The organism is Anaerobacillus sp. ABR4_321 (assembly GCF_056158505.1).
Genome location: NZ_JBSWTK010000001.1, coordinates 648,972 through 671,785, shown reverse-complemented (window position 1 = coordinate 671,785; position 22,814 = coordinate 648,972). Strand labels below are relative to the sequence as shown.

At 44.5% G+C, this 22,814-nt stretch carries 14 protein-coding genes, 1 tRNA gene, 3 rRNA genes and 1 other annotated feature; of the genes, 15 read left to right on the top strand and 3 right to left on the bottom strand.

Annotation, left to right across the window (positions count from 1 at the left end; translation table 11 throughout):
* The first annotated feature begins 57 nt into the window (after nt 1-57).
* From yaaA to rrf, 8 genes are all read left to right on the top strand, one after another.
* Nucleotides 58-270, top strand: a complete 213-nt coding sequence (yaaA, locus tag ACXADT_RS03695; RefSeq protein ID WP_270183034.1) for a S4 domain-containing protein YaaA — start codon at nt 58-60, stop codon at nt 268-270.
* Nucleotides 271-284: 14 nt separating this feature from the next.
* Complete coding sequence (recF, locus tag ACXADT_RS03690) at nt 285-1,403, top strand: DNA replication/repair protein RecF (RefSeq protein WP_474833220.1); 1,119 nt, start codon at nt 285-287, stop codon at nt 1,401-1,403.
* A 9-nt stretch (nt 1,404-1,412) separates the two neighbouring features.
* Nucleotides 1,413-1,691, top strand: coding sequence for an extracellular matrix regulator RemB (gene remB, locus ACXADT_RS03685; RefSeq protein ID WP_270183036.1), 279 nt, complete (start codon nt 1,413-1,415; stop codon nt 1,689-1,691).
* A gap of 58 nt (nt 1,692-1,749) precedes the next feature.
* The gene (gyrB, locus tag ACXADT_RS03680) at nt 1,750-3,678 is read left to right on the top strand and encodes a DNA topoisomerase (ATP-hydrolyzing) subunit B (RefSeq protein ID WP_270183037.1); all 1,929 of its coding nucleotides are present in this window, start codon (nt 1,750-1,752) and stop codon (nt 3,676-3,678) included.
* Nucleotides 3,679-3,803: 125 nt separating this feature from the next.
* A complete protein-coding gene (gyrA, locus tag ACXADT_RS03675) occupies nt 3,804-6,368 on the top strand; it encodes a DNA gyrase subunit A (RefSeq protein ID WP_474833219.1) in 2,565 nt (854 codons plus the stop codon).
* 307 nt (nt 6,369-6,675) lie between these two features.
* Nucleotides 6,676-8,225 (top strand): 16S ribosomal RNA (locus ACXADT_RS03670).
* Between the two features lie 213 nt (nt 8,226-8,438).
* Nucleotides 8,439-11,368 (top strand): 23S ribosomal RNA (locus ACXADT_RS03665).
* Nucleotides 11,369-11,480: 112 nt separating this feature from the next.
* A 5S ribosomal RNA gene (gene rrf / locus ACXADT_RS03660) occupies nt 11,481-11,597 on the top strand.
* Together the 16S, 23S and 5S rRNA genes form the textbook arrangement of a ribosomal RNA operon.
* Before the next feature lie 724 nt (nt 11,598-12,321).
* Here rrf and ACXADT_RS03655 read toward each other — a convergent pair.
* The gene (locus ACXADT_RS03655) at nt 12,322-13,281 is read right to left on the bottom strand and encodes a YaaC family protein (RefSeq protein WP_270182965.1); all 960 of its coding nucleotides are present in this window, start codon (nt 13,279-13,281) and stop codon (nt 12,322-12,324) included.
* A 116-nt stretch (nt 13,282-13,397) separates the two neighbouring features.
* Here ACXADT_RS03655 and guaB point away from each other — a divergent pair, with 116 nt between their 5' ends.
* The 6 genes from guaB (at nt 13,398) to ACXADT_RS03625 (ending at nt 19,913) form a co-directional block, all read left to right on the top strand.
* Nucleotides 13,398-14,855: an IMP dehydrogenase gene (guaB, locus tag ACXADT_RS03650; RefSeq protein ID WP_270182964.1), complete on the top strand. Its 1,458-nt coding sequence runs from the start codon at nt 13,398-13,400 to the stop codon at nt 14,853-14,855.
* A 173-nt stretch (nt 14,856-15,028) separates the two neighbouring features.
* Nucleotides 15,029-16,345, top strand: a complete 1,317-nt coding sequence (locus tag ACXADT_RS03645) for a serine hydrolase (protein WP_474834641.1) — start codon at nt 15,029-15,031, stop codon at nt 16,343-16,345.
* Between the two features lie 183 nt (nt 16,346-16,528).
* The gene (gene pdxS, locus ACXADT_RS03640; RefSeq protein ID WP_270182962.1) at nt 16,529-17,416 is read left to right on the top strand and encodes a pyridoxal 5'-phosphate synthase lyase subunit PdxS; all 888 of its coding nucleotides are present in this window, start codon (nt 16,529-16,531) and stop codon (nt 17,414-17,416) included.
* 76 nt (nt 17,417-17,492) lie between these two features.
* Nucleotides 17,493-18,086, top strand: a complete 594-nt coding sequence (gene pdxT, locus ACXADT_RS03635; RefSeq protein WP_270182961.1) for a pyridoxal 5'-phosphate synthase glutaminase subunit PdxT — start codon at nt 17,493-17,495, stop codon at nt 18,084-18,086.
* A 66-nt stretch (nt 18,087-18,152) separates the two neighbouring features.
* Nucleotides 18,153-18,358, top strand: a binding site (T-box leader).
* 61 nt (nt 18,359-18,419) lie between these two features.
* Nucleotides 18,420-19,694, top strand: a complete 1,275-nt coding sequence (gene serS / locus ACXADT_RS03630; RefSeq protein WP_270182960.1) for a serine--tRNA ligase — start codon at nt 18,420-18,422, stop codon at nt 19,692-19,694.
* Nucleotides 19,695-19,820: 126 nt separating this feature from the next.
* Nucleotides 19,821-19,913, top strand: a tRNA-Ser gene (locus ACXADT_RS03625).
* A gap of 131 nt (nt 19,914-20,044) precedes the next feature.
* Here ACXADT_RS03625 and ACXADT_RS03620 read toward each other — a convergent pair.
* The gene (locus ACXADT_RS03620; RefSeq protein ID WP_270182959.1) at nt 20,045-20,713 is read right to left on the bottom strand and encodes a deoxynucleoside kinase; all 669 of its coding nucleotides are present in this window, start codon (nt 20,711-20,713) and stop codon (nt 20,045-20,047) included.
* Nucleotides 20,710-21,348, bottom strand: coding sequence for a deoxynucleoside kinase (locus ACXADT_RS03615; protein WP_270182958.1), 639 nt, complete (start codon nt 21,346-21,348; stop codon nt 20,710-20,712). Before ACXADT_RS03615 ends, ACXADT_RS03620 begins: the two co-directional genes overlap by 4 nt.
* Nucleotides 21,349-21,532: 184 nt before the next feature.
* Between ACXADT_RS03615 and ACXADT_RS03610 the strand changes: the two genes are divergently transcribed.
* The gene (locus ACXADT_RS03610) at nt 21,533-22,735 is read left to right on the top strand and encodes a cation:proton antiporter (protein WP_474833217.1); all 1,203 of its coding nucleotides are present in this window, start codon (nt 21,533-21,535) and stop codon (nt 22,733-22,735) included.
* Nucleotides 22,736-22,814 lie beyond the last annotated feature (79 nt).

Sequence of the window (22,814 nt, the reverse complement as noted above, 5' to 3'; positions counted from 1 at the left end):
GCATCCTTGAAACTGAATATGAAAAAGATATTCAAAAGGACAATTGAGGTGAATGGTATGGAACAAGTAAAATTACTTAAAGAACATATTACTCTCGGACAACTTCTTCAAGAAACCGGGGTTATCGATACTGGTGGTATGGCCAAATGGTTTTTATCAGAGTATGAAGTATATGTGAACGGAGAATTAGAAGATCGTCGAGGTAAAAAACTCTATGATCAAGACAAAGTTATGATTCCTGGAGTAGGAGAGTTTGTTGTAACTAGCTGAATGGGGGTATCCCGTTGCATCTAAACACGTTAACAGTTACGAACTACCGTAACTACGGTAAGCAAGAGCTTGCATTTGAGAATAATGTAAATGTTTTTCTGGGAGAGAATGCTCAAGGAAAAACAAACATCATGGAAGCAATTTATGTACTCGCGATGGCACGGTCTCATCGAACACCAAGAGATAAAGAATTAATCAATTGGGATGAGGAGTATGCTAAAATAGAAGGTAGAATAGAAAAAAGAAACGGTCCCCTATCCCTCCAGCTGGTCATTTCCCATAAAGGTAAAAAAGCGAAACTAAATCAATTGGAACAGCAAAAGCTTAGTAACTATATAGGCGCATTAAATGTGGTTATGTTTGCACCTGAAGATTTAAACCTTGTAAAAGGAAATCCAGGTGTTCGTCGGCGTTTCATTGATATTGAGCTTGGTCAGGTACAACCTGTCTACCTTTATTACCTTGGTCGGTACCTTAAATTACTTCAACAGAGAAACAGCCTGTTGAAAGATCTTCGCTATCAAAAAAATCCAGATTACGTGATGTTGGAGATTCTTACCGATCAATTAATCGAATCAGCTGCGAATATTTATGAACGAAGAGTTAAATTCGTTCAACTCCTCCAAAAATGGGCAGAACCCATTCACTATGGAATCAGTAGAGGGCTAGAAAAGTTAGAAATCAAGTATAATCCTACTATTGAGGTATCAGAACCTGCTGATTTGTCGAAAATAGTAGATGGATATAAAGAAAAGTTTGATAAGATAAAAGAAAGAGAAGTGGATCGCGGTGTCACGCTCGTAGGTCCGCATAGGGATGATTTGTCGTTTTTTGTCAATGGGAAAGACGTTCAGACCTATGGCTCACAGGGGCAGCAGCGAACAACTGCTTTATCGCTTAAGCTCGCCGAAATTGAATTGATCCATAGTGAAGTTGGTGAATACCCTTTGCTTCTTTTAGATGATGTCCTGTCAGAATTAGACGATTACAGGCAGTCTCATCTTTTAAATACAATTCAAGGTAAGGTACAGACGTTTGTTACAACGACTAGTGTAGAAGGAATCAACCATGAAACGCTAGAGAAAGCAACGACCTTTCATGTACATGACGGGCTGATCGATAAAGTGAAATGAGGTGAAGAGGTGTTTATACACTTAGGCGAAGATGTCGTCGTGCAATCTAGAGATGTTGTTGGGATTTTCGATTGGCACGCAATGGAGGAAGCTGAAATTACGACTGAATTCCTTCATAGGCATTCAAAGGATAAGCTTGTAGAAGACATAGGTGGCGATTTAACGAAATCAATCGTCATTACGACGGATATGGTGTTTTTATCCCCCTTATCTTCACTAACGTTAAAAAGAAGAGCATACACCGTATCAGACAGTGTAGAAACAACGATTCGAGGAGAATCATCATAAAGCCAGTTAACAAACTGGATCAGAGTCTATCTTTGATAGAGAAATGTAGGTGATCGATATGACATTAGAACAGCAATCTAATAAACAAACATACGATGAAACCCAGATTCAAGTTCTCGAAGGGCTAGAGGCTGTTCGAAAACGTCCTGGTATGTACATCGGATCTACCAGTGGACGCGGACTGCATCATCTTGTCTGGGAAATTGTTGATAATAGTATTGATGAAGCACTTGCGGGCTACTGTTCGGAAATTACTGTAAGTGTAGAGAAAGACAACAGCATCACGGTCCAAGATAACGGGCGAGGAATTCCAGTTGGGATTCATGAGAAGATGGGCAGACCTGCGGTTGAAGTCATCATGACCGTGCTGCATGCAGGCGGTAAATTCGGCGGCGGCGGATACAAAGTTTCTGGTGGACTGCACGGAGTAGGTGCATCAGTTGTAAACGCACTATCTTCAAAACTTGAAATCACTGTAGAGCGGGATGGCAAGGTCTACTACCAGAGCTATACAAGAGGAATTCCTGATGAAGATTTAAAAGTCGTCGGTGAGAGTGACAGAACAGGAACGACGATTCACTTCATCCCAGATGAGGAGATTTTCACTGAAACGATCGAATACGATTTTGATATTCTTTCACATCGTTTAAGAGAACTTGCATTCTTAAACCGTGGAATTCAGATCAATTCACAGGATAAGCGACCAGAAGAAGTGCGTCGCTTTGAATACCACTACGAAGGTGGTATTAAATCCTACGTAGAACATTTGAACCGTACACGTGAGGCGCTTCATGAAGAGCCGATCTTTGTTGAGGGTGAACGTGAGGGTATTTCTGTTGAGATAGCTGTTCAGTATAACGATGGCTTCTCAAGTAACATCTATTCGTTCGCAAACAATATCAACACTCACGAAGGCGGAACGCACGAATACGGTTTTAAGACCGCTTTAACGAGAGTGATCAATGATTACGCACGAAAGAACAGTTTGTTCAGAGAAAATGATCCTAACTTGACTGGTGATGACGTACGTGAAGGTTTGACTGCGATCATCTCGATCAAACACCCGGATCCACAGTTCGAAGGACAAACGAAAACAAAGCTTGGGAACGCAGAAGCTAGAACGATTACTGAATCTGTTTTCGCAGAAAAGTTTTCTACATTCTTATTCGAAAACCCTCTTGTCGGAAAGCAGATTGTTGAAAAAGGATTGATGGCTTCAAGAGCCCGTGCAGCTGCAAAGAAAGCTCGTGAACTCACGAGAAGAAAAGGCGCACTCGAAGTCAGCTCGTTACCTGGTAAGCTAGCGGACTGTTCGTCGAAGGATGCTTCTATTTCTGAACTTTACGTTGTAGAGGGTGACTCTGCAGGAGGATCTGCAAAACAGGGGCGTGACCGCCACTTCCAGGCGATCTTACCGCTGCGAGGTAAAATTATTAACGTTGAAAAAGCGAGACTAGATAAAATCTTGTCTAACAATGAAGTTCGTGCGATCATCACTGCACTAGGAACTGGAATCGGTGAAGACTTTGATCTTTCAAAAGCTCGTTATCATAAAGTGATCATCATGACTGATGCAGACGTTGACGGAGCGCATATTCGTACACTGTTACTAACGTTCCTATACCGTTACATGCGTCCACTGATCGAAAATGGCTATATCTATATCGCGCAGCCACCACTTTACAAAATTACGCAAGGTAAGAAGATTACGTATGCATACAATGAACGTGAACGAGACGCTATCTTAGCTGATATTCCACAGAGCCCTAAGCCTGGTATTCAGCGTTACAAAGGTCTAGGTGAGATGAACCCTACACAACTTTGGGAAACAACGATGGATCCAGAATCTCGTACGGTACTGCAAGTGAATATGCAGGATGCGATCGAAGCAGACGAAGTCTTCAACATGCTGATGGGTGACAAGGTAGAACCAAGAAGAAACTTTATTCAAGATAATGCTCATTACGTTAAAAACCTTGATGTATAAGTAACAGAAGTAAAGGGGATCCACTCCCCTTTTTCTTCTTGTAACTATGAAAATGATGGTTTTCAAAGTTTCTAACAAAAGAGCAATAGAAAAGATGAACAAGAGTACAATTGGAGGTTTTCCGTATGTCTGATATGGAAAGATCGAGAGTAAAAGAAATAAATATTAGTCAGGAAATGCGCACCTCCTTCATGGATTATGCGATGAGCGTTATCGTTAGCCGCGCTCTACCTGATGTACGTGATGGCCTAAAACCGGTACACCGTCGTATCCTGTATGCGATGAACGACCTTGGAATGACATCTGATAAAGCGTATAAGAAGTCAGCACGTATCGTAGGTGAAGTTATCGGTAAGTACCACCCGCACGGTGACTCTGCCGTTTACGATACGATGGTTCGAATGGCGCAAGACTTTAGCTATCGAAACATGTTGATAGACGGACATGGTAACTTCGGATCCATCGATGGAGATGCAGCAGCTGCAATGCGTTACACAGAAGCTAGAATGTCTAAGATCTCTATGGAAATGGTACGAGACATCAATAAAGATACGATCGATTACCAAGATAACTATGATGGTTCTGAAAAAGAACCCATCGTTCTTCCTGCGAGATTTCCGAACCTTCTTGTGAACGGTGCATCAGGTATCGCTGTCGGTATGGCAACAAATATCCCACCGCATAACTTAGGTGAAGTGGTGGACGGCATTCTCGAACTCAGTAAAAATCCAGAGATGACGATTCCTGAACTTATGGAATTTATCCCAGGACCAGACTTTCCAACTGCAGCGGAAATATTAGGTCGTGAAGGAATCCGTAAAGCATACACTACCGGAAGAGGCTCTATCATTCAGCGTGCGAAAGCTGAGATTGAAGAAAACGCAAGTGGTAAGAAGAGCATCATCGTAAATGAGCTCCCTTATCAAGTGAACAAAGCTCGCTTAGTTGAGAAAATCGCTGAACTGGTACGTGACAAGAAGATAGAGGGAATCACCGATCTTCGAGATGAATCTGACCGTAACGGTATGCGAGTCGTGATCGAAGTACGTAAAGACACCAATGCGAACGTTCTATTAAACAACTTATATAAACAAACGGCACTGCAAACTAGCTTCGGCATCAACACACTCGCCCTAGTAGATGGACAGCCAAAAGTATTGACTCTAAAAGAATGTCTCGAGCACTATCTAGAACATCAAAAGGTTGTAATTAGAAGAAGAACTCAGTTTGAACTGAATAAAGCTGAGGCAAGAGCACATATTCTTGAAGGATTACGGATCGCTCTTGATCATCTAGATGAAGTTATCGCACTCATTAGAGCTTCTGAAACAACAGATATTGCAAGAGAAGGATTGATGACGAAGTTCTCACTCAGTCACGATCAAGCTCAGGCTATCCTAGATATGCGTCTACAGCGTCTAACAGGACTAGAGCGAGATAAGATTGAGAATGAATATAAAGAGTTGATGGCGAGAATTGCTGAACTAAAAGCAATCCTTGCTGACAATGAGAAGGTTCTAGAAATCATCCGTGAAGAGCTCTTGGAAGTAAAAGAGAAATTCGCAGATCCTCGCCGTACAGAAATTACGGTTGGATTTGATATGATTGAAGATGAAGACCTTATTCCGAAACAAAATATCGTTATTACGCTAACGCACAACGGTTACATTAAACGTCTTCCGATCGACACGTACCGTAGTCAAAAGCGCGGCGGTCGAGGCGTACAGGGGATGGGCACGAATGATGGTGATTTCGTTGAGCACCTTTTCACCACGTTGACCCATAACACGATTCTCTTCTTTACGAATAAAGGGAAAGTGTACAGGCTGAAAGGTTATGAAGTTCCAGAGCTCAGTAGAACAGCTAAAGGAATCCCTATTATTAACTTGCTTCAAATTGAAAAGGATGAGTACATTACGGCAATCATCCCTGTCGAAGAATTCGTTGATGATTGGTACGTCTTCTTTGTTACGAAGCAAGGTGTTGTAAAACGTTCTCCTTTATCAGCGTTTGGAAACATTCGTAAAGGCGGCTTGATCGCAATCAACTTTAAAGAAGACGATGAGTTGATGGGCGTCCGTCTAACAAATGGTTCAAAAGAGCTTATCATCGGAACAAAACAGGGGATGGCGATCCGTTTCCATGAGACCGATGTTCGATCGATGGGACGAACTGCAACTGGCGTAAAAGGGATCACACTCCAAGAAGACGATAAAGTCGTTGGAGTAGGGACGCTAGATGAAGACCAGGATGTCCTAATCGTAACTGACAAAGGATATGGAAAACGAACTCCGATAGAAGAATACCGTGTTCAAACTAGAGGCGGTAAAGGAATTAAGACGTGCAACCTTACAGTCCGAAACGGTGTTCTAACATCATTAAAAACCGTAACGCTTGATGAGGAATGTATGATCATCACAGAGAGCGGAGTCGTGATTAGGATCGACGTTAAAGATATTTCTCAGACTGGCCGTAATACGCAGGGTGTAAAACTGATTCGCGTATCTGAAGGCGACTCTGTTGCGACAGTTGCTAAGGTTGAAATCAATGAAGAGGGTATTGAAGGCGAAGATCTAGAAGAATCGTTAGAGTCTGATTCTGTCGTTGAAACGATAGAAGAAGTAAATGAAGAAGATGCTCCTACAGCTATTGAAGAGAACGATGATTCGTCCGACGATAGCGAAGCGTAACGAATAGATAAGAAGAGGGGAAACCTTCTTCTTATTTTTTGTTTTACCCCCTTGCGTCAGATCAACACGCATGATAAGATGTAATTCCGTCGCTTTGAGAGGCCCATTTCAAACCTTTCAAAATGAATTAAAAAAACTTAACGAAAGTTATTGACGGGATCATGCTTACCATGATATATTATTTAAGTCGCCGATAAACACGGCGCAAATGAAAGAAACAAATCGATCTTTGAAAACTGAACGAAACGCCATGCAAGAAATTGTTTCTACGGAAACAAACATTGTTTTTAAGCTAGATTGAACTTTTCTATCGGAGAGTTTGATCCTGGCTCAGGACGAACGCTGGCGGCGTGCCTAATACATGCAAGTCGAGCGGAGAAATGGGAGCTTGCTCCCATTTCTCAGCGGCGGACGGGTGAGTAACACGTGGGCAACCTGCCCTACAGACTGGGATAACTCCGGGAAACCGGAGCTAATACCGGGTAACACGTAGCATCGCATGATGCAACGTTGAAAGTTGGCCTTTGGCTAACACTGTAGGATGGGCCCGCGGCGCATTAGCTAGTTGGTAAGGTAACGGCTTACCAAGGCCACGATGCGTAGCCGACCTGAGAGGGTGATCGGCCACACTGGGACTGAGACACGGCCCAGACTCCTACGGGAGGCAGCAGTAGGGAATCTTCCGCAATGGACGAAAGTCTGACGGAGCAACGCCGCGTGAGTGACGAAGGCCTTCGGGTCGTAAAGCTCTGTTGTTAGGGAAGAACAAGTACCGTTCGAATAGGGCGGTACCTTGACGGTACCTAACCAGAAAGCCACGGCTAACTACGTGCCAGCAGCCGCGGTAATACGTAGGTGGCAAGCGTTGTCCGGAATTATTGGGCGTAAAGCGCGCGCAGGCGGTCTCTTAAGTCTGATGTGAAAGCCCACGGCTCAACCGTGGAGGGCCATTGGAAACTGGGGGACTTGAGTGCAGAAGAGGAGAGTGGAATTCCACGTGTAGCGGTGAAATGCGTAGATATGTGGAGGAACACCAGTGGCGAAGGCGGCTCTCTGGTCTGTAACTGACGCTGAGGCGCGAAAGCGTGGGGAGCAAACAGGATTAGATACCCTGGTAGTCCACGCCGTAAACGATGAGTGCTAGGTGTTGGGGGGTTCCACCCTCAGTGCTGAAGTTAACACATTAAGCACTCCGCCTGGGGAGTACGACCGCAAGGTTGAAACTCAAAGGAATTGACGGGGGCCCGCACAAGCAGTGGAGCATGTGGTTTAATTCGAAGCAACGCGAAGAACCTTACCAGGTCTTGACATCCTCTGCCACTCCTAGAGATAGGACGTTCCCCTTCGGGGGACAGAGTGACAGGTGGTGCATGGTTGTCGTCAGCTCGTGTCGTGAGATGTTGGGTTAAGTCCCGCAACGAGCGCAACCCTTGATCTTAGTTGCCAGCATTCAGTTGGGCACTCTAAGGTGACTGCCGGTGACAAACCGGAGGAAGGTGGGGACGACGTCAAATCATCATGCCCCTTATGACCTGGGCTACACACGTGCTACAATGGACGGTACAAAGGGCAGCAACACCGCGAGGTGAAGCGAATCCCATAAAGCCGTTCTCAGTTCGGATTGCAGGCTGCAACTCGCCTGCATGAAGCCGGAATTGCTAGTAATCGCGGATCAGCATGCCGCGGTGAATACGTTCCCGGGCCTTGTACACACCGCCCGTCACACCACGAGAGTTTGTAACACCCGAAGTCGGTGAGGTAACCTTTTGGAGCCAGCCGCCGAAGGTGGGACAAATGATTGGGGTGAAGTCGTAACAAGGTAGCCGTATCGGAAGGTGCGGCTGGATCACCTCCTTTCTATGGAGAATTACGAGGCAACATTGGTTGCCAAACTTGCATGAGCGTTTCGTTTAGTTTTGAAAGAATGATTGTATTCTTTCATGTTCCTTGAAAACTAGATAGCACAAACAACGACATCCAATAATTATTATTTTTTGCGTTATAACTTAGTTAGTCACATCTAACGATGTGCACCGATGACGTTAGAACACTGTTTCTAACGAAATCTAAGGTTAAGCTACTAAGGGCGCACGGTGGATGCCTTGGCACTAGAAGCCGATGAAGGACGGGACGAACACCGATATGCTTCGGGGAGCAGTAAGTACGCTTTGATCCGGAGATTTCCGAATGGGGGAACCCACCATCCGTAATGGGATGGTATTTACTTCTGAATACATAGGAAGTAAAAGGCATACCCGGGGAACTGAAACATCTCAGTACCCGGAGGAAGAGAAAGCAATCGCGATTTCCTGAGTAGCGGCGAGCGAAACGGAAACAGCCCAAACCAGAGGGCTTGCCCTCTGGGGTTGTAGGACGTCTCATTGGAGTTACAAAGGCACGGATAGACGAAGCGACCTGGAAAGGTCCATCAGAGAAGGTAACAATCCTGTAGTCAAAATCCGCTGCCCTCCGAGACGGATCCTGAGTACGGCGGGACACGTGAAACCCCGTCGGAATCCGGGAGGACCATCTCCCAAGGCTAAATACTCTCTAGTGACCGATAGTGAACCAGTACCGTGAGGGAAAGGTGAAAAGCACCCCGGAAGGGGAGTGAAAGAGAACCTGAAACCGTGTGCCTACAACTAGTTGGAGCCCGTTAATGGGTGACAGCGTGCCTTTTGTAGAATGAACCGGCGAGTTACGATCCCGTGCAAGGTTAAGCCGAGAAGGCGGAGCCGCAGCGAAAGCGAGTCTGAATAGGGCGAAGGAGTACGTGGTCGTAGACCCGAAACCGGGTGATCTACCCATGTCCAGGGTGAAGTTCAGGTAACACTGAATGGAGGCCCGAACCCACGCATGTTGAAAAATGCGGGGATGAGGTGTGGGTAGCGGTGAAATGCCAATCGAACCCGGAGATAGCTGGTTCTCTCCGAAATAGCTTTAGGGCTAGCCTCGCGGCAAGAATCTTGGAGGTAGAGCACTGATTGGACTAGGGGTCCCTACCGGATTACCGAATCCAGTCAAACTCCGAATGCCAACGATTTATCCGCGGGAGTCAGACTGCGAGTGATAAGATCCGTAGTCGAGAGGGAAACAGCCCAGACCACCAGCTAAGGTCCCAAAGTATACGTTAAGTGGAAAAGGATGTGGCGTTGCTTAGACAACCAGGATGTTGGCTTAGAAGCAGCCATCATTTAAAGAGTGCGTAATAGCTCACTGGTCGAGTGACGCTGCGCCGAAAATGTACCGGGGCTAAACGTATCACCGAAGCTGTGGATTGTCTTACGACAATGGTAGGAGAGCGTTCTAAGGGCTGCGAAGTCAGACCGAAAGGACTGGTGGAGCGCTTAGAAGTGAGAATGCCGGTATGAGTAGCGAAAGACAAGTGAGAATCTTGTCCGTCGAAAGCCCAAGGTTTCCTGAGGAAGGCTCGTCCGCTCAGGGTTAGTCGGGACCTAAGCCGAGGCCGAAAGGCGTAGGCGATGGATAACAGGTTGATATTCCTGTACCACCTCCTTTCCGTTTGAACGACGGGGGGACGCAGAAAGATAGGGAGAGCGCGCTGCTGGACATGCGCGTCCAAGCGATTAGGCTGGTGAATAGGCAAATCCGTTCACCGTGAAGGCTGAGTCGTGATGGCGAGGGAATTTAAGTACCGAAGTCCCTGATTCTACACTGCCAAGAAAAGCCTCTAGTGAGGAAAGAGGTGCCCGTACCGCAAACCGACACAGGTAGGCGAGGAGAGAATCCTAAGACGATCGGGAGAACTCTCGTTAAGGAACTCGGCAAAATGACCCCGTAACTTCGGGAGAAGGGGTGCTTCCTCGGGTGAATAGCCCAGGGGAGCCGCAGTGAAAAGATCCAAGCGACTGTTTAGCAAAAACACAGGTCTCTGCCAAGCCGCAAGGCGATGTATAGGGGCTGACACCTGCCCGGTGCTGGAAGGTTAAGAGGAGGGGTTATCCCTTACGGGAGAAGCTCTGAATCGAAGCCCCAGTAAACGGCGGCCGTAACTATAACGGTCCTAAGGTAGCGAAATTCCTTGTCGGGTAAGTTCCGACCCGCACGAAAGGTGCAACGACTTGGATACTGTCTCAACGAGAGACCCGGTGAAATTATAGTACCTGTGAAGATGCAGGTTACCCGCGACAGGACGGAAAGACCCCATGGAGCTTTACTGTAGCCTGATATTGGATTTTGGTACAGCTTGTACAGGATAGGTAGGAGCCATAGAAGCCGGACCGCTAGGTTCGGTGGAGGCGTCGGTGGGATACTACCCTGGCTGTACTGACATTCTAACCCAGCACCGTGATCCGGTGCGGAGACAGTGTCAGGTGGGCAGTTTGACTGGGGCGGTCGCCTCCTAAAGAGTAACGGAGGCGCCCAAAGGTTCCCTCAGAATGGTTGGAAATCATTCGCAGAGTGTAAAGGCACAAGGGAGCTTGACTGCGAGACCTACAAGTCGAGCAGGGACGAAAGTCGGGCTTAGTGATCCGGTGGTTCCGCATGGAAGGGCCATCGCTCAACGGATAAAAGCTACCCTGGGGATAACAGGCTTATCTCCCCCAAGAGTCCACATCGACGGGGAGGTTTGGCACCTCGATGTCGGCTCATCGCATCCTGGGGCTGAAGTAGGTCCCAAGGGTTGGGCTGTTCGCCCATTAAAGCGGTACGCGAGCTGGGTTCAGAACGTCGTGAGACAGTTCGGTCCCTATCCGTCGCGGGCGCAGGAAATTTGAGAGGAGCTGTCCTTAGTACGAGAGGACCGGGATGGACACACCGCTGGTGTACCAGTTGTTCCGCCAGGAGCATAGCTGGGTAGCTACGTGTGGAAGGGATAAGTGCTGAAAGCATCTAAGCATGAAGCCCCCCTCGAGATGAGATTTCCCACAGCGTCAAGCTGGTAAGATCCCTCAGAGATGATGAGGTTGATAGGTTCGGGGTGGAAGCGTGGCGACACGTGGAGCTGACGAATACTAATCGATCGAGGGCTTAACCTAAAACATATTGGAATACGTTGCGAGTGCTATCTAGTTTTCAGGGAATGAAAAGAAGTTCGACTAAGTTCCACCACGTCCTGTGGTGAACATCGAACGACTTACATCCTGTAAGTCTAGTGATGAAGGCGAAGAGGTCACACCCGTTCCCATGCCGAACACGGAAGTTAAGCTCTTCAGCGCCGATGGTAGTTGGGGGCTCTCCCCCTGCAAGAGTAGGACGTCGCTAGGCAAATGAGAAGTCAGAGCATTGAGCTCTGGCTTTTTTGTATGCTTTTTTGGTTTTTATTGCGAGACCGTAAGGTAAGTACCTTCATTGAGAAGAAAGAAAAGGGCATCTTCGAAAGCTTCGTAGGGGTGGGAGAAGCAAGAAATTCGAGGAAGCAAGTGAGGCTGGACCGGAGTAGATATTCGGAGATCTATGAGGATCCAGCATCGCGCAGCTGACGAAGAAGTTCGCCGCTTATCGCGCCCCGTATGAGAACACGGAAGTTAAGCTCGCGCGCCGATGGTAGTTGGGGGCTCTCCCCCTGCAAGAGTAGGACGTCGCTAGGCAAGAGAGAAGTCAGAGCATTGAGCTCTGGCTTTTTTGTTTTGTCTGAATGCGGGGTTGAGTCATCAGGGGCTCTTCTTGAAATGTGGTTCGCGGATATATTCTCAGAATCGCGGATAAATGCCCCGGTTTCGCGGATATAAATCGAAAAGCGCGGATATATGATGATTATCGCGGATAAAATGAAAATTTTGCGGATATCGCCCCAATTCACGCCCCAAAAGGTTTTATCTGAATGTGCTTTTAACAAATCAAAAGTTACAAACAACGCTTCGCTGATAAAAGCGTAAAATCGCCGATAAATCCAAATTATCGATGATAAAAGCTCTAATCAATCCCCCCCACTAGACCCAATCAACCTTTACTGCACCTAACTCCCCATTCTCAAAGCCCTCTTAATCCCTCATACTTGCCCCATCAAATACTCATACAACATCTTCGGAACCTTATTCGATGTTACATCTAAGAACTCCAATATATAAGGAAGATCGTTTGACTCTCTTGCATGGAATAAATCTCCCCACCATTCAGTTTCATACCGACAGATCATACTGAGATTATACAGTAAGAGGTAGTGAACCATTACTTCATTAATATCATTATATTGAGCACGATGAGCAGGGAGGAAGACGTCATCTCCCATATGTAATAACGGTCGACCACTCAGGTTAACAAATAGCCCATCTAGCTTCACTGACAATACTCCACGAGTAGAAGAAGAGATGGACGTTACTTTTACAGGAACATGCTGGTTAAGGTAATTTTCAAATCGCTCGCTCGTCATATTGAGGGTATCTAAAATACTCGATGAAACTGTGAAAGAGTTTGGTGAAGTAGGGTTAAGCTTATAGCTTTGTGTCTTATTAGACAGCACTTCAAATAGCGAATTCATTTCTGGAATGAGACTAAGAAGATCATTCATTTGATACTTCTCTCCTTCGACTTGTTTCACATGAAACATTTTCCTTGAAAAGTATTCGAATAGCCCATTCTTCTGTCCTTTCACTTCATCCTGCAGAAAGGAGTACTGACGTTTTTTACGCTTTCTTGATGTGACGCCATGAGCTAAAACGAGCGTATCTCCAGGATAGTTCGGATCTAGAGTGAGTAAACATCCTTTTAAAAGCTGGATCATGCCGTAAAAAAGCAGGATCGGTTTTAACTCCGTATCCGCTGTATTGGCGTGTTTAAAGTAACGATCGCCGTATTCCATAAAATATATAAAGCGGTAGCAGTTGTCGTAGCTCTTCCTCTCTGAATCATCAAACCCTAGTTTAGAATAGCAATCATTGAGATACTGTTGAACAAAGGTAGATGAGTGAAAAGCATGCCATGTTGTTTTGTATGGTTCCATGTATCTCATAAACAGCCTCCCTGTTTGATAATTCAAACTTATTCAATCTTTCTTGACACTAGTTTAACCAATTGATAAGCTACTAATAAATTTTTCGAAACGATCAATAGAGGAGGACGAAAGGGATGTGGGAAACAAAATTTGCAAAAGAAGGGTTAACCTTCGATGATGTGTTATTAACACCAGCTTTTTCTGATGTGCTTCCAAGAGAAGTATCTGTAGAAACAAAGCTAACAGAGAACTTGAAGCTGAATGTCCCAATAATCAGTGCAGGCATGGATACTGTGACAGAAGCTCCTATGGCGATTGCAATGGCTCGTCAAGGTGGACTTGGTATTATTCATAAGAGCATGTCGATTGAAGAACAAGCTGAACATGTTGACCGAGTGAAGCGTTCTGAAAGTGGCGTTATCACTGATCCCTTCTTCTTAACACCAGAGCATCAAGTATTCGATGCAGAACACCTCATGGGTAAATATAGAATTTCTGGCGTTCCGATCGTGAACGATGATCGAAAACTAGTTGGAATTCTGACTAACAGAGATCTGCGTTTTATTGAAGATTACTCGATTCAAATTAAAGAAGTTATGACAAAAGAAAACCTTGTTACGGCTCCGGTTGGAACGACGCTAAAAGAAGCAGAGCGTGTGCTTCAACAGCACAGAATTGAGAAACTTCCTCTAGTAGATGATGATGGTACGCTAAGAGGTCTGATTACGATTAAAGACATCGAAAAAGTCATTCAGTTCCCACAATCAGCGAAAGATAGCCGTGGACGTCTACTCGTAGGTGCTGCAGTAGGAAATACAGCTGATGCGCTCATGCGTGTAAGTAAGCTTGTAGAAGCAGGTGTCGACGTCATCGTGCTTGATTCTGCGCATGGACATACTGCTGGTATTATTAATAAGGTTCGTGAAATACGTGAAGAATATCCAGAGCTTTCAATCATTGCAGGGAACGTTGCAACAGCAGAAGGAACGAAAGCACTCATCGAAGCTGGAGCAGATGTTGTGAAAGTCGGAATCGGACCAGGATCGATCTGTACGACGCGTGTTATCGCTGGTGTCGGTGTACCACAAGTCACTGCGGTTTATGAATGTGCAACAGAAGCAAGGAAACACGGAGTAAGTATCATTGCTGACGGTGGTATCAAGTTCTCAGGTGACATCGTAAAAGCGATCGCAGCTGGTGGACATGCTGTCATGCTCGGAAGCCTTCTTGCAGGCGTAGATGAAAGTCCTGGTGAACGTGAAATTTACCAAGGTCGTCAGTTTAAAGTGTATCGAGGCATGGGCTCAATCGGGGCGATGGAAAAAGGCAGTAAGGACCGTTATTTCCAGGAAAATATGTCTAAGCTCGTTCCTGAAGGCATCGAAGGCCGTGTTCCATACAAAGGGCCGCTAGGTGATACGATTCATCAGCTCTTAGGTGGTATCCGTTCTGGTATGGGCTATTGTGGCACAAGAACGCTAGAAGCGTTACGAGAAGAAAGTCAATTTGTCAGAATTACTGGAGCAGGGCTTCGTGAGAGTCATCCTCATGACGTTCAAGTGACGAAAGAAGCGCCAAATTATTCCGTTTGATAGTACTTTTGAAGGAAGTTTTATCAGGTCTGTGACAAATTAAACTAAATACGTTAGAAAAGTAGATAGGGGACTTTCCTCTATCTATTTTTTTAATTTTAGTTGTGATAAAATAGCGGTTATGTGAGACTCAGTTGGAGGTGTAAGGGTTGAAAAACCTTGGTTTTAAAGCCATGATTTTAACCATGGCATTTGTTTTACTTTTAGCAGGAACTTTCGGTACTAGCCATGCAGAAGCTGCAGAGGCACCCGATATTAACGCAAAAGCAGCGATTTTAGTAGATGCCGAATCTGGTAAGATTCTTTATCAAAAAGATCCAGACTTAACGCTCGCGCCTGCAAGTATGACAAAGATGATGACAGAATACTTAATACTTGAACAAATTCACGAAAAGAAGATTAATTGGGACGATCAAGTAAGCATTAGTGAGAATATACATATTCTTTCTCAAAATAGAAGTCTTTCCAATGTACCCCTTCGTTCAGATGCTCAATACTCCGTCAAAGAGCTTTATGAAGCAATGGCGATCTATTCAGCAAATGCTGCTACGATGGCTCTAGCAGAGCACGTTGCGGGGACTGAGACGAAGTTTGTCGAGATGATGAATGCCAAGGCGAAAGAAATGGGTATGAAGGAATACCGTTTCGTTAACAGCTCTGGTTTAAATAACAAAGACCTTCGTGGAAATCACCCAGCAGGTGAACCGAACGAAGAGAATATGATGTCTGCTCGATCGACTGCACTTCTTGCCTACCACTTGATCAAGGACTACCCTGAAGTGCTTGATACGGCAAGCATCCCAGTGAAGAACTTCCGTGACGGCACGGATGATAAAATCGTCATGAAGAACTGGAACTGGCTTCTTCCTTCACTTGTTTATTCAAACAAGTATCCTGTAAAAGGGATCGATGGTTTGAAAACAGGATCGACTGACCTTGCAGGATATGCGTTCACAGGTACTGCAAAGCAAGGTGACATGCGCCTGATTTCAGTTGTGATGAAGACAGATTCTTATGAAGCACGTTTTGAAGAAACATCAAAACTACTTAACTACGGATTTGATAATTTTGAAGCAAAAACAATCATTACTAAAGGTGATCAAGTAGAGAAAGATTCTACGATTCCCGTTGTAAAAGGGAAAGAAAAGCAAGTAGAAGTAGCTGCTGGTGCATCGTTTAATGCGATCGTTCAGAACGGCACGGAAGAAGCTTATAAAGCGAGCTACAAGCTGAACGATAAATTACTCACTGAAGATGGTGAATTAACAGCACCGTTAAAAGAAGGTGAGGAAGTAGGCCAGGTTATGCTAAAAGTAACTGGTGAAGAGTTCGGATACATTACAGGCGAACAAAGTTCTTCTGTACCACTTGTAACGACAGATTCAGTTGAGAAAGCTGGTTGGTTCACGCTCACCATGAGAGCGATCGGAGGCTTTTTCTCAAGTATCTGGAGTAGTGCAGCTGGAGCTGTAAAAGGACTTTTTAGCTAATATTTTTCAGGAAATAAGGTGAGAATACTCTTCAAATGCAAATTTGGAGAGTATTTTTAAAATCTTTTAGGAAATCAAAGCGAAGACGATAGGACAAGTCTTCAAAAAATGTTACAATAGATACGTTTAATGTAGGTTATAAAAAAATATCACTTATCTATTATAAATATGGGAGGAATATAGATGAATCAACAAACAGGTACAGATCGCGTAAAACGTGGTATGGCTGAAATGCAAAAAGGCGGCGTCATCATGGACGTTGTGAACGCAGAGCAAGCAAAGATTGCAGAAGAAGCTGGTGCAGTCGCTGTAATGGCACTTGAGCGCGTTCCATCCGATATTCGTGCAGCTGGCGGGGTAGCTCGTATGGCTGATCCTACTATCGTAGAAGAGGTAGTAAACGCAGTATCGATCCCAGTAATGGCAAAATGCCGTATTGGTCATATCGTTGAAGCTCGTGTTCTTGAATCAATGGGTGTTGACTACATCGATGAGAGTGAAGTACTAACTCCAGTTGATGAAGAATATCACCTTGATAAGCGTAAGTACACTGTTCCTTTCGTTTGTGGTGCTCGTAACCTAGGTGAAGCACTGCGCCGAGTAGGTGAAGGTGCTGCGATGCTTCGTACGAAAGGTGAACCTGGAACAGGTAACGTTGTTGAAGCTGTGCGTCATCAGCGTCTTATTCAATCCCAAATCCGTAAAATTTCAAGCATGTCTGAAGATGAGCTGATGACTGAAGCGAAAAACCTTCAAGCGCCATTTGAGCTTCTTCTTCAAATTAAAGAGCTTGGACGTCTTCCAGTCGTAAACTTTGCTGCTGGCGGTATCGCTACTCCTGCAGATGCAGCGCTAATGATGGAACTTGGTTCTGACGGTGTATTCGTTGGTTCTGGTATCTTTAAATCAGATAACCCAGAGAAGTTTGCAAAAGCAATCGTCGAAGCAACAACTCATTATCAAGATTATGAGTTGATCGCTAAGATTTCTAAAAACCTTGGTATCGCGATGCCAGGAATTGAAATTTCTTCACTACAGCCTACTGAACGCATGCAGGAACGCGGCTGGTAATTCATTCAATCACCCCCACCTGAGCAATCCAGGTGGGGGTCTTACTTAGATATAGATTAAAGGAGTCGAAAGCAGTATGGTGAAAGTTGGAGTCCTCGGACTGCAAGGTGCAATTCGAGAACACGTGAAAGCATTAGAAACAAAAGAAGCGGAAATCGTTGTTGTAAAACGCATCGAGCAGCTTGATGACCTCGATGGTCTTGTGCTGCCTGGAGGCGAAAGTACAACGATGCGCCGCCTTATCAATCAATATGGATTTCTTGAGCCTTTAAAAGCTTTTGCTGCTGAGAAGCCAATCTTTGGTACATGTGCTGGCCTCATCCTGCTTGCAGAGCGTATTGACGGGATGGAGGAATCTCATATTGGCGTCATGAATGTAAAAGCAAAGCGTAACGCGTTTGGACGTCAAAGAGAAAGCTTTGAAGCACCGTTATCCGTTGTAGGACTTGAAGAGCCTTTCATCGGTGTCTTCATCCGTGCGCCTTATATCGAAGAAGTTGGAGAAGGTGTCGAAGTTCTAGCGACGTTCAACGACAAAGTGGTTGCAGCACGCGACGGACGCTTCCTTGCATGTGCGTACCATCCAGAGTTGACGGATGACGATCGCATGCATCAGCTCTTTATCGACATGGTCCTTGAGTTTAAAAAAGAAGGGCTTGCAACCGAGTAAATTTTCGTGTAAATTATTACGTACTAGGAAGCAGGGCATAAAAACTCTGCTTGTGATACAAGATATACGAAAACGTTGACGGGAAATAGTAATAGATGTTCAATGCTAAGAGAGTCGATGGCTGGTGAGAATCGACCGTTGAACCCTGTGAATCCATCCCTGAGTAGAAAGCTGAACGTTAGTAAGCTTTCTCGGAGCAGACCGTTATTCTGTTAAGAGGCAGGCAATTGTCTGCAATCAGGGTGGCAACGCGGGTAGCTCTCGTCCCTTTCCAAGGGGACGGGGGCTTTTTTGTATTCCTAAGACGCTTATCGTAAAAAAGGAGGAAAAAGCATGATTGATTTAAAGGTTCTACGTAAGAATTTTGATGAAGTAAAAGAAAAGTTATCAAAGCGTGGGGAAGATCTTGTTGGTCTTGACCGTTTTGAAGAGCTTGATCAGCGAAGAAGAGATCTCATCGCGAAGACTGAAGAACTTAAAGGAAAGCGTAATGAAGTTTCAAAGAAAATCGCAGAATACAAGCGTGAAAAGCAGGATGCTGATCATTTGATCAAAGAGATGCGTGAAGTTGGGGACGAAGTGAAGACGCTTGATGAAGAGCTTCGCGGTGTAGAAGGGGAGTTAGAGGAAATCCTCCTACATATTCCTAATATTCCTCACGAGAGCGTACCTGTTGGTGAAACAGAGGATGACAATGTTGAGGTGCGTACATGGGGAGAAAGAAAAGACTTTTCTTTTGAAGCAAAGCCTCACTGGGATATTGCGACTGATTTGAACATCATTAACTTTGAACGAGCATCTAAGGTTACAGGAAGCCGTTTTGCTTTCTATAAAGGAGCGGGAGCACGTCTAGAGCGCTCTCTTATTAACTTCATGATGGATCTTCATGAATCTGAGCATGGATACGAAGAGATTCTACCTCCATATCTCGTGAATCGCGAAAGCATGACAGGAACTGGTCAGCTACCTAAGTTTGAAGAAGATGCTTTCAAAATTCGTGAAGAAGATTACTTCTTGATTCCAACGGCAGAAGTACCTGTTACGAACTTCCACCGTGATGAAATTCTTGATAGCGCTGATCTTCCACTTGCATACACTGCATTTAGTGCTTGCTTCCGTTCAGAAGCAGGATCTGCAGGTCGTGATACGAGAGGATTGATTCGTCAGCACCAATTTAACAAGGTTGAGCTTGTTCGTTTTGTAAAGCCTGAAGAGTCTTATGATGAGCTTGAGAAGCTTACTGGACACGCTGAGAAGGTCCTTCAGTTACTAGAGCTGCCTTACCGTGTGATGAGCATGTGTACAGCAGACCTCGGCTTCACAGCGGCAAAGAAATACGATATCGAAGTATGGATCCCGAGCTATGGAACTTACCGAGAAATCTCTTCTTGCAGTAACTTTGAAGACTTCCAGGCGCGCCGTGCAGGAATCAGGTTCCGTAGAGAAAAGAACGGAAAACCTGAGTTTGTTCACACGTTGAATGGCTCTGGGCTAGCGATTGGAAGAACGGTTGCTGCTATATTAGAAAATTACCAGCAAGAAGACGGTACGGTCATTGTACCTGAAGTGCTGCGTCCATATATGGGTGGCCGTGAAGTTTTAAAATAAAGGAAAAAAGGGGGAGAAAATCCCCCTTTTATATAAAAAATAAAAAATCTCATTCAAAGTGTTGACTTCATACCGAACCGGTGATAAGATATTATTCGTGTCACCGAGTTATTAAGCAACACACACGGAGGAATACCCAAGTCTGGCTGAAGGGATCGGTCTTGAAAACCGACAGGGGCTTAACGGCCCGCGGGGGTTCGAATCCCTCTTCCTCCGCCATTAACTAATTGAACTACCAACGCGCATATAATTTGGAGATTATATGACCGCTGTCTCTTGCAGACAGCGGTTTTTTTATGTTTTATACCTATATGAAAAAGGAGCTATCCGCCGGATAGCTCCTTCTTTATTTATCTGCTCAATAATGGAATCTGGTTAAATTTCTGTTCGATTCTTTTTAGAATCAGTTCAACTGAAGACGGGTCGTTCACAAGGTCATATTCATTGATGTTAAGTCTAAGGATCGGGCATGCGTTGAAGCTATCGATCCAATTGTTGTAGCGCTCATACATCTCTTCCCAGTAAGCAGTTGGCGTTTGCTGTTCCATCGGACGTCCGCGTTCCTTGATACGATCGACAACATCCTCGAAAGATCCTTCAAGATAGATCATTAAGTCAGGATGTGGGAAGAAAGGCGTCATGACCATGGATTCAAAAAGGTTCGTGTACGTTTCGTAATCGACGCTCGACATCGTTCCTTTTTCATAGTGCATTTTTGCAAAGATGCCCGTATCTTCATAGATCGAACGATCCTGTACAAAACCTCCACCGTACTCAAACATTCTCTTCTGCTCTTTGAATCGTTCAGCTAGAAAATAAACTTGTAAGTGGAAACTCCAGCGGGAAAAGTCATTATAGAACTTCTCAAGGTATGGGTTATTATCAACTTTTTCAAGTGATGTTCTAAATTGCAGGGCATTTGCAAGTGAACTTGTAATTGTAGATTTACCAACTCCAACAGTACCTGCAATCGTTATGACGGCGTCCTGTGGAATGTTGTATTTTTCTCTTAAATTCATACAGGGTCTCCTTCTTTTAAGGTTAATTCGAGGGATTCAAAAATGGTCTGCAAATCTTGTTCATTTGCAACGAAGTCCATCTCATCGCCATTGAACCGGAGAACAGGTATATCAGGGTGATGTGCTTCGAACTCCTGCATAAACCGTTCATAGTCAGACGATAATCGCTTAAGGTAAGAGGGGTCAATGTCTTTCTCTATTTGACGACCTCTCTGTGAAATACGATTCAATAACGTTTCGAGGCTAGCATTCAAATAGATGATCACGTTCGGCTCAGGCATGCCCTCGGTTAAAATATCGTAGATCTTCATATATTTAGAAAAGTGCTTGTCACTCAGTGTCTGTTGGGCAAAAATTTTATTTTTAAAAATGTGGTAATCAGAGATGACTGGACGTTGTTTGGATAGATAGTGTTTATCCATCTCTTCTAACTGTTTGTATCGATGGCTAAGAAAAAACATCTCGGTTTGGAAGCTCCACTCTTCAATGTTGCCGTAGAACTTACCGAGGAACGGATTTTCTTCTACGATTTCTTGAAAAAGTTTAAACTGATAGTAATCAGAAATAGCGCGGGAGAGAGAGGTCTTTCCAATACCGATCGGGCCTTCGACGGCAATAAATGGGGTCTGGTTCATACGTATCCTCCTCCGTCGTTTCCTATGCTAACCAGATCTTGCTCTCTTTTTTATAGACAAAGATAATTGTAGCATAGACCAAGAACTGTGGACAGGGTTAAAACCATTGACTTAAAGGTAAAAAAAACCTTCCTGTTTTATATTTGGATGATGGGGAAGAAACGTTATGGAAAGGGGGAGAAGCATGGGATCTCATCATATTCTAATCTTATTATTCATAGGTTATCTGGTTTATACGATCGACACGAAACAGAAGAACTTTCCTGCACCGTTAGTTCTCTTACTCATTGGAATTAGTTTGTCTTTTATTCCCTTCTTTCAATCTGTACATATAACAAAAGAGATTCTTTTTGAATGGTTTTTACCAGCACTGCTATTTATCTCCGCATATCAGTTCCCATTCGATCACTTTAGAAAGCATGCAGGCATCATTTCTATGCTAAGTACACTCGGCATTATTGTGAGTGCAGTTCTTTTAGGAGGAGCAATCTTCTTATTGAGCGACCCATTTCTTTCTCTTTCATTTCTTGGCGCATTACTAGTCGCTTCCATTTTGACACCGACTGATCCAGTATCTGTCGTTTCGATCTTAAAGAAAACATCGAAAGACCCTAAGATCGCAGATGTTGTGGAAGGCGAATCGATGGTGAACGATGGGACGAGTATCGTTCTTTTTAGCGTGTTTGCAGGAATGCTGTTGCAGGGTCGTACTTTTTCTGTGAGTTCTTTCATCTATGATTTCATTCTCGTATCCATAGGGGGAGTAGCGATCGGTGCGATTTTTAGCTATCTTGTTTGTCGTGCGATTCGTCTTACCCATCATCGTCAGTATCAGGTCATGTTAAGCATCGTTCTTGCTTATGGAAGCTTTTATGCAGCAGAAGCCCTTGAAGTATCAGGCGTACTTGCCGTTGTTGCAGCTGGAGTAGTCCTTTCTTATGAGCTTGATCGATTGATCAAAGAATCACACTACAGAGAGTACTTAAACAGCTTTTGGGAAGTTGTTGAACCGAGTATTCTTGCATTGATCTTTTTGTTGATCGGAATAGAAACGACAAATTATTTGGCACTTGATCATTGGCTGTTTATTACTCTTGTGTTTTTAGCTTCAATCATCATTCGGTTCCTGGTTTTAAAGAGTATCATAAAGATGTTTAAAGCTTGGCGTAGTGAGTTCGATTGGAAAGATATTTCGCTTGTGACTTGGTCTGGCATACGAGGAACGATGTCAGTCGCATTGCTCCTTAGCTTAGAAGTCGATAACGCATCGATCGATCACGATATCCTGTCCATTACGTTTGGAGCAGTCCTGTTATCTCTCATCATACAAAGCATGACGATTTATCCTATCTCTCATTTATTTGAAAAGAAAACCGACATCGAGTAAAGCGCACCAATACAGGAAAGCGTTATGGCTTTAATAGATACTCTTGAAAGGTTTGTGAAAAAGATTTACGTTTAAGCTG

Bases quoted from the DNA above. Each gene is read 5' to 3' on its own strand.
- ACXADT_RS03620 (WP_270182959.1), bottom strand. From the start codon at position 20,713: ATGAATTTAAGAGAAAAATACAACATTCCACAGGACGCCGTCATAACG.
- guaB (WP_270182964.1), top strand. From the start codon at position 13,398: ATGTGGGAAACAAAATTTGCAAAAGAAGGGTTAACCTTCGATGATGTG.
- ACXADT_RS03610 (WP_474833217.1), top strand. From the start codon at position 21,533: ATGGGATCTCATCATATTCTAATCTTATTATTCATAGGTTATCTGGTT.
- pdxS (WP_270182962.1), top strand. From the start codon at position 16,529: ATGAATCAACAAACAGGTACAGATCGCGTAAAACGTGGTATGGCTGAA.
- gyrA (WP_474833219.1), top strand. From the start codon at position 3,804: ATGTCTGATATGGAAAGATCGAGAGTAAAAGAAATAAATATTAGTCAG.
- gyrB (WP_270183037.1), top strand. From the start codon at position 1,750: ATGACATTAGAACAGCAATCTAATAAACAAACATACGATGAAACCCAG.
- serS (WP_270182960.1), top strand. From the start codon at position 18,420: ATGATTGATTTAAAGGTTCTACGTAAGAATTTTGATGAAGTAAAAGAA.
- yaaA (WP_270183034.1), top strand. From the start codon at position 58: ATGGAACAAGTAAAATTACTTAAAGAACATATTACTCTCGGACAACTT.
- ACXADT_RS03655 (WP_270182965.1), bottom strand. From the start codon at position 13,281: ATGAGATACATGGAACCATACAAAACAACATGGCATGCTTTTCACTCA.
- ACXADT_RS03645 (WP_474834641.1), top strand. From the start codon at position 15,029: ATGATTTTAACCATGGCATTTGTTTTACTTTTAGCAGGAACTTTCGGT.
- ACXADT_RS03615 (WP_270182958.1), bottom strand. From the start codon at position 21,348: ATGAACCAGACCCCATTTATTGCCGTCGAAGGCCCGATCGGTATTGGA.
- pdxT (WP_270182961.1), top strand. From the start codon at position 17,493: ATGGTGAAAGTTGGAGTCCTCGGACTGCAAGGTGCAATTCGAGAACAC.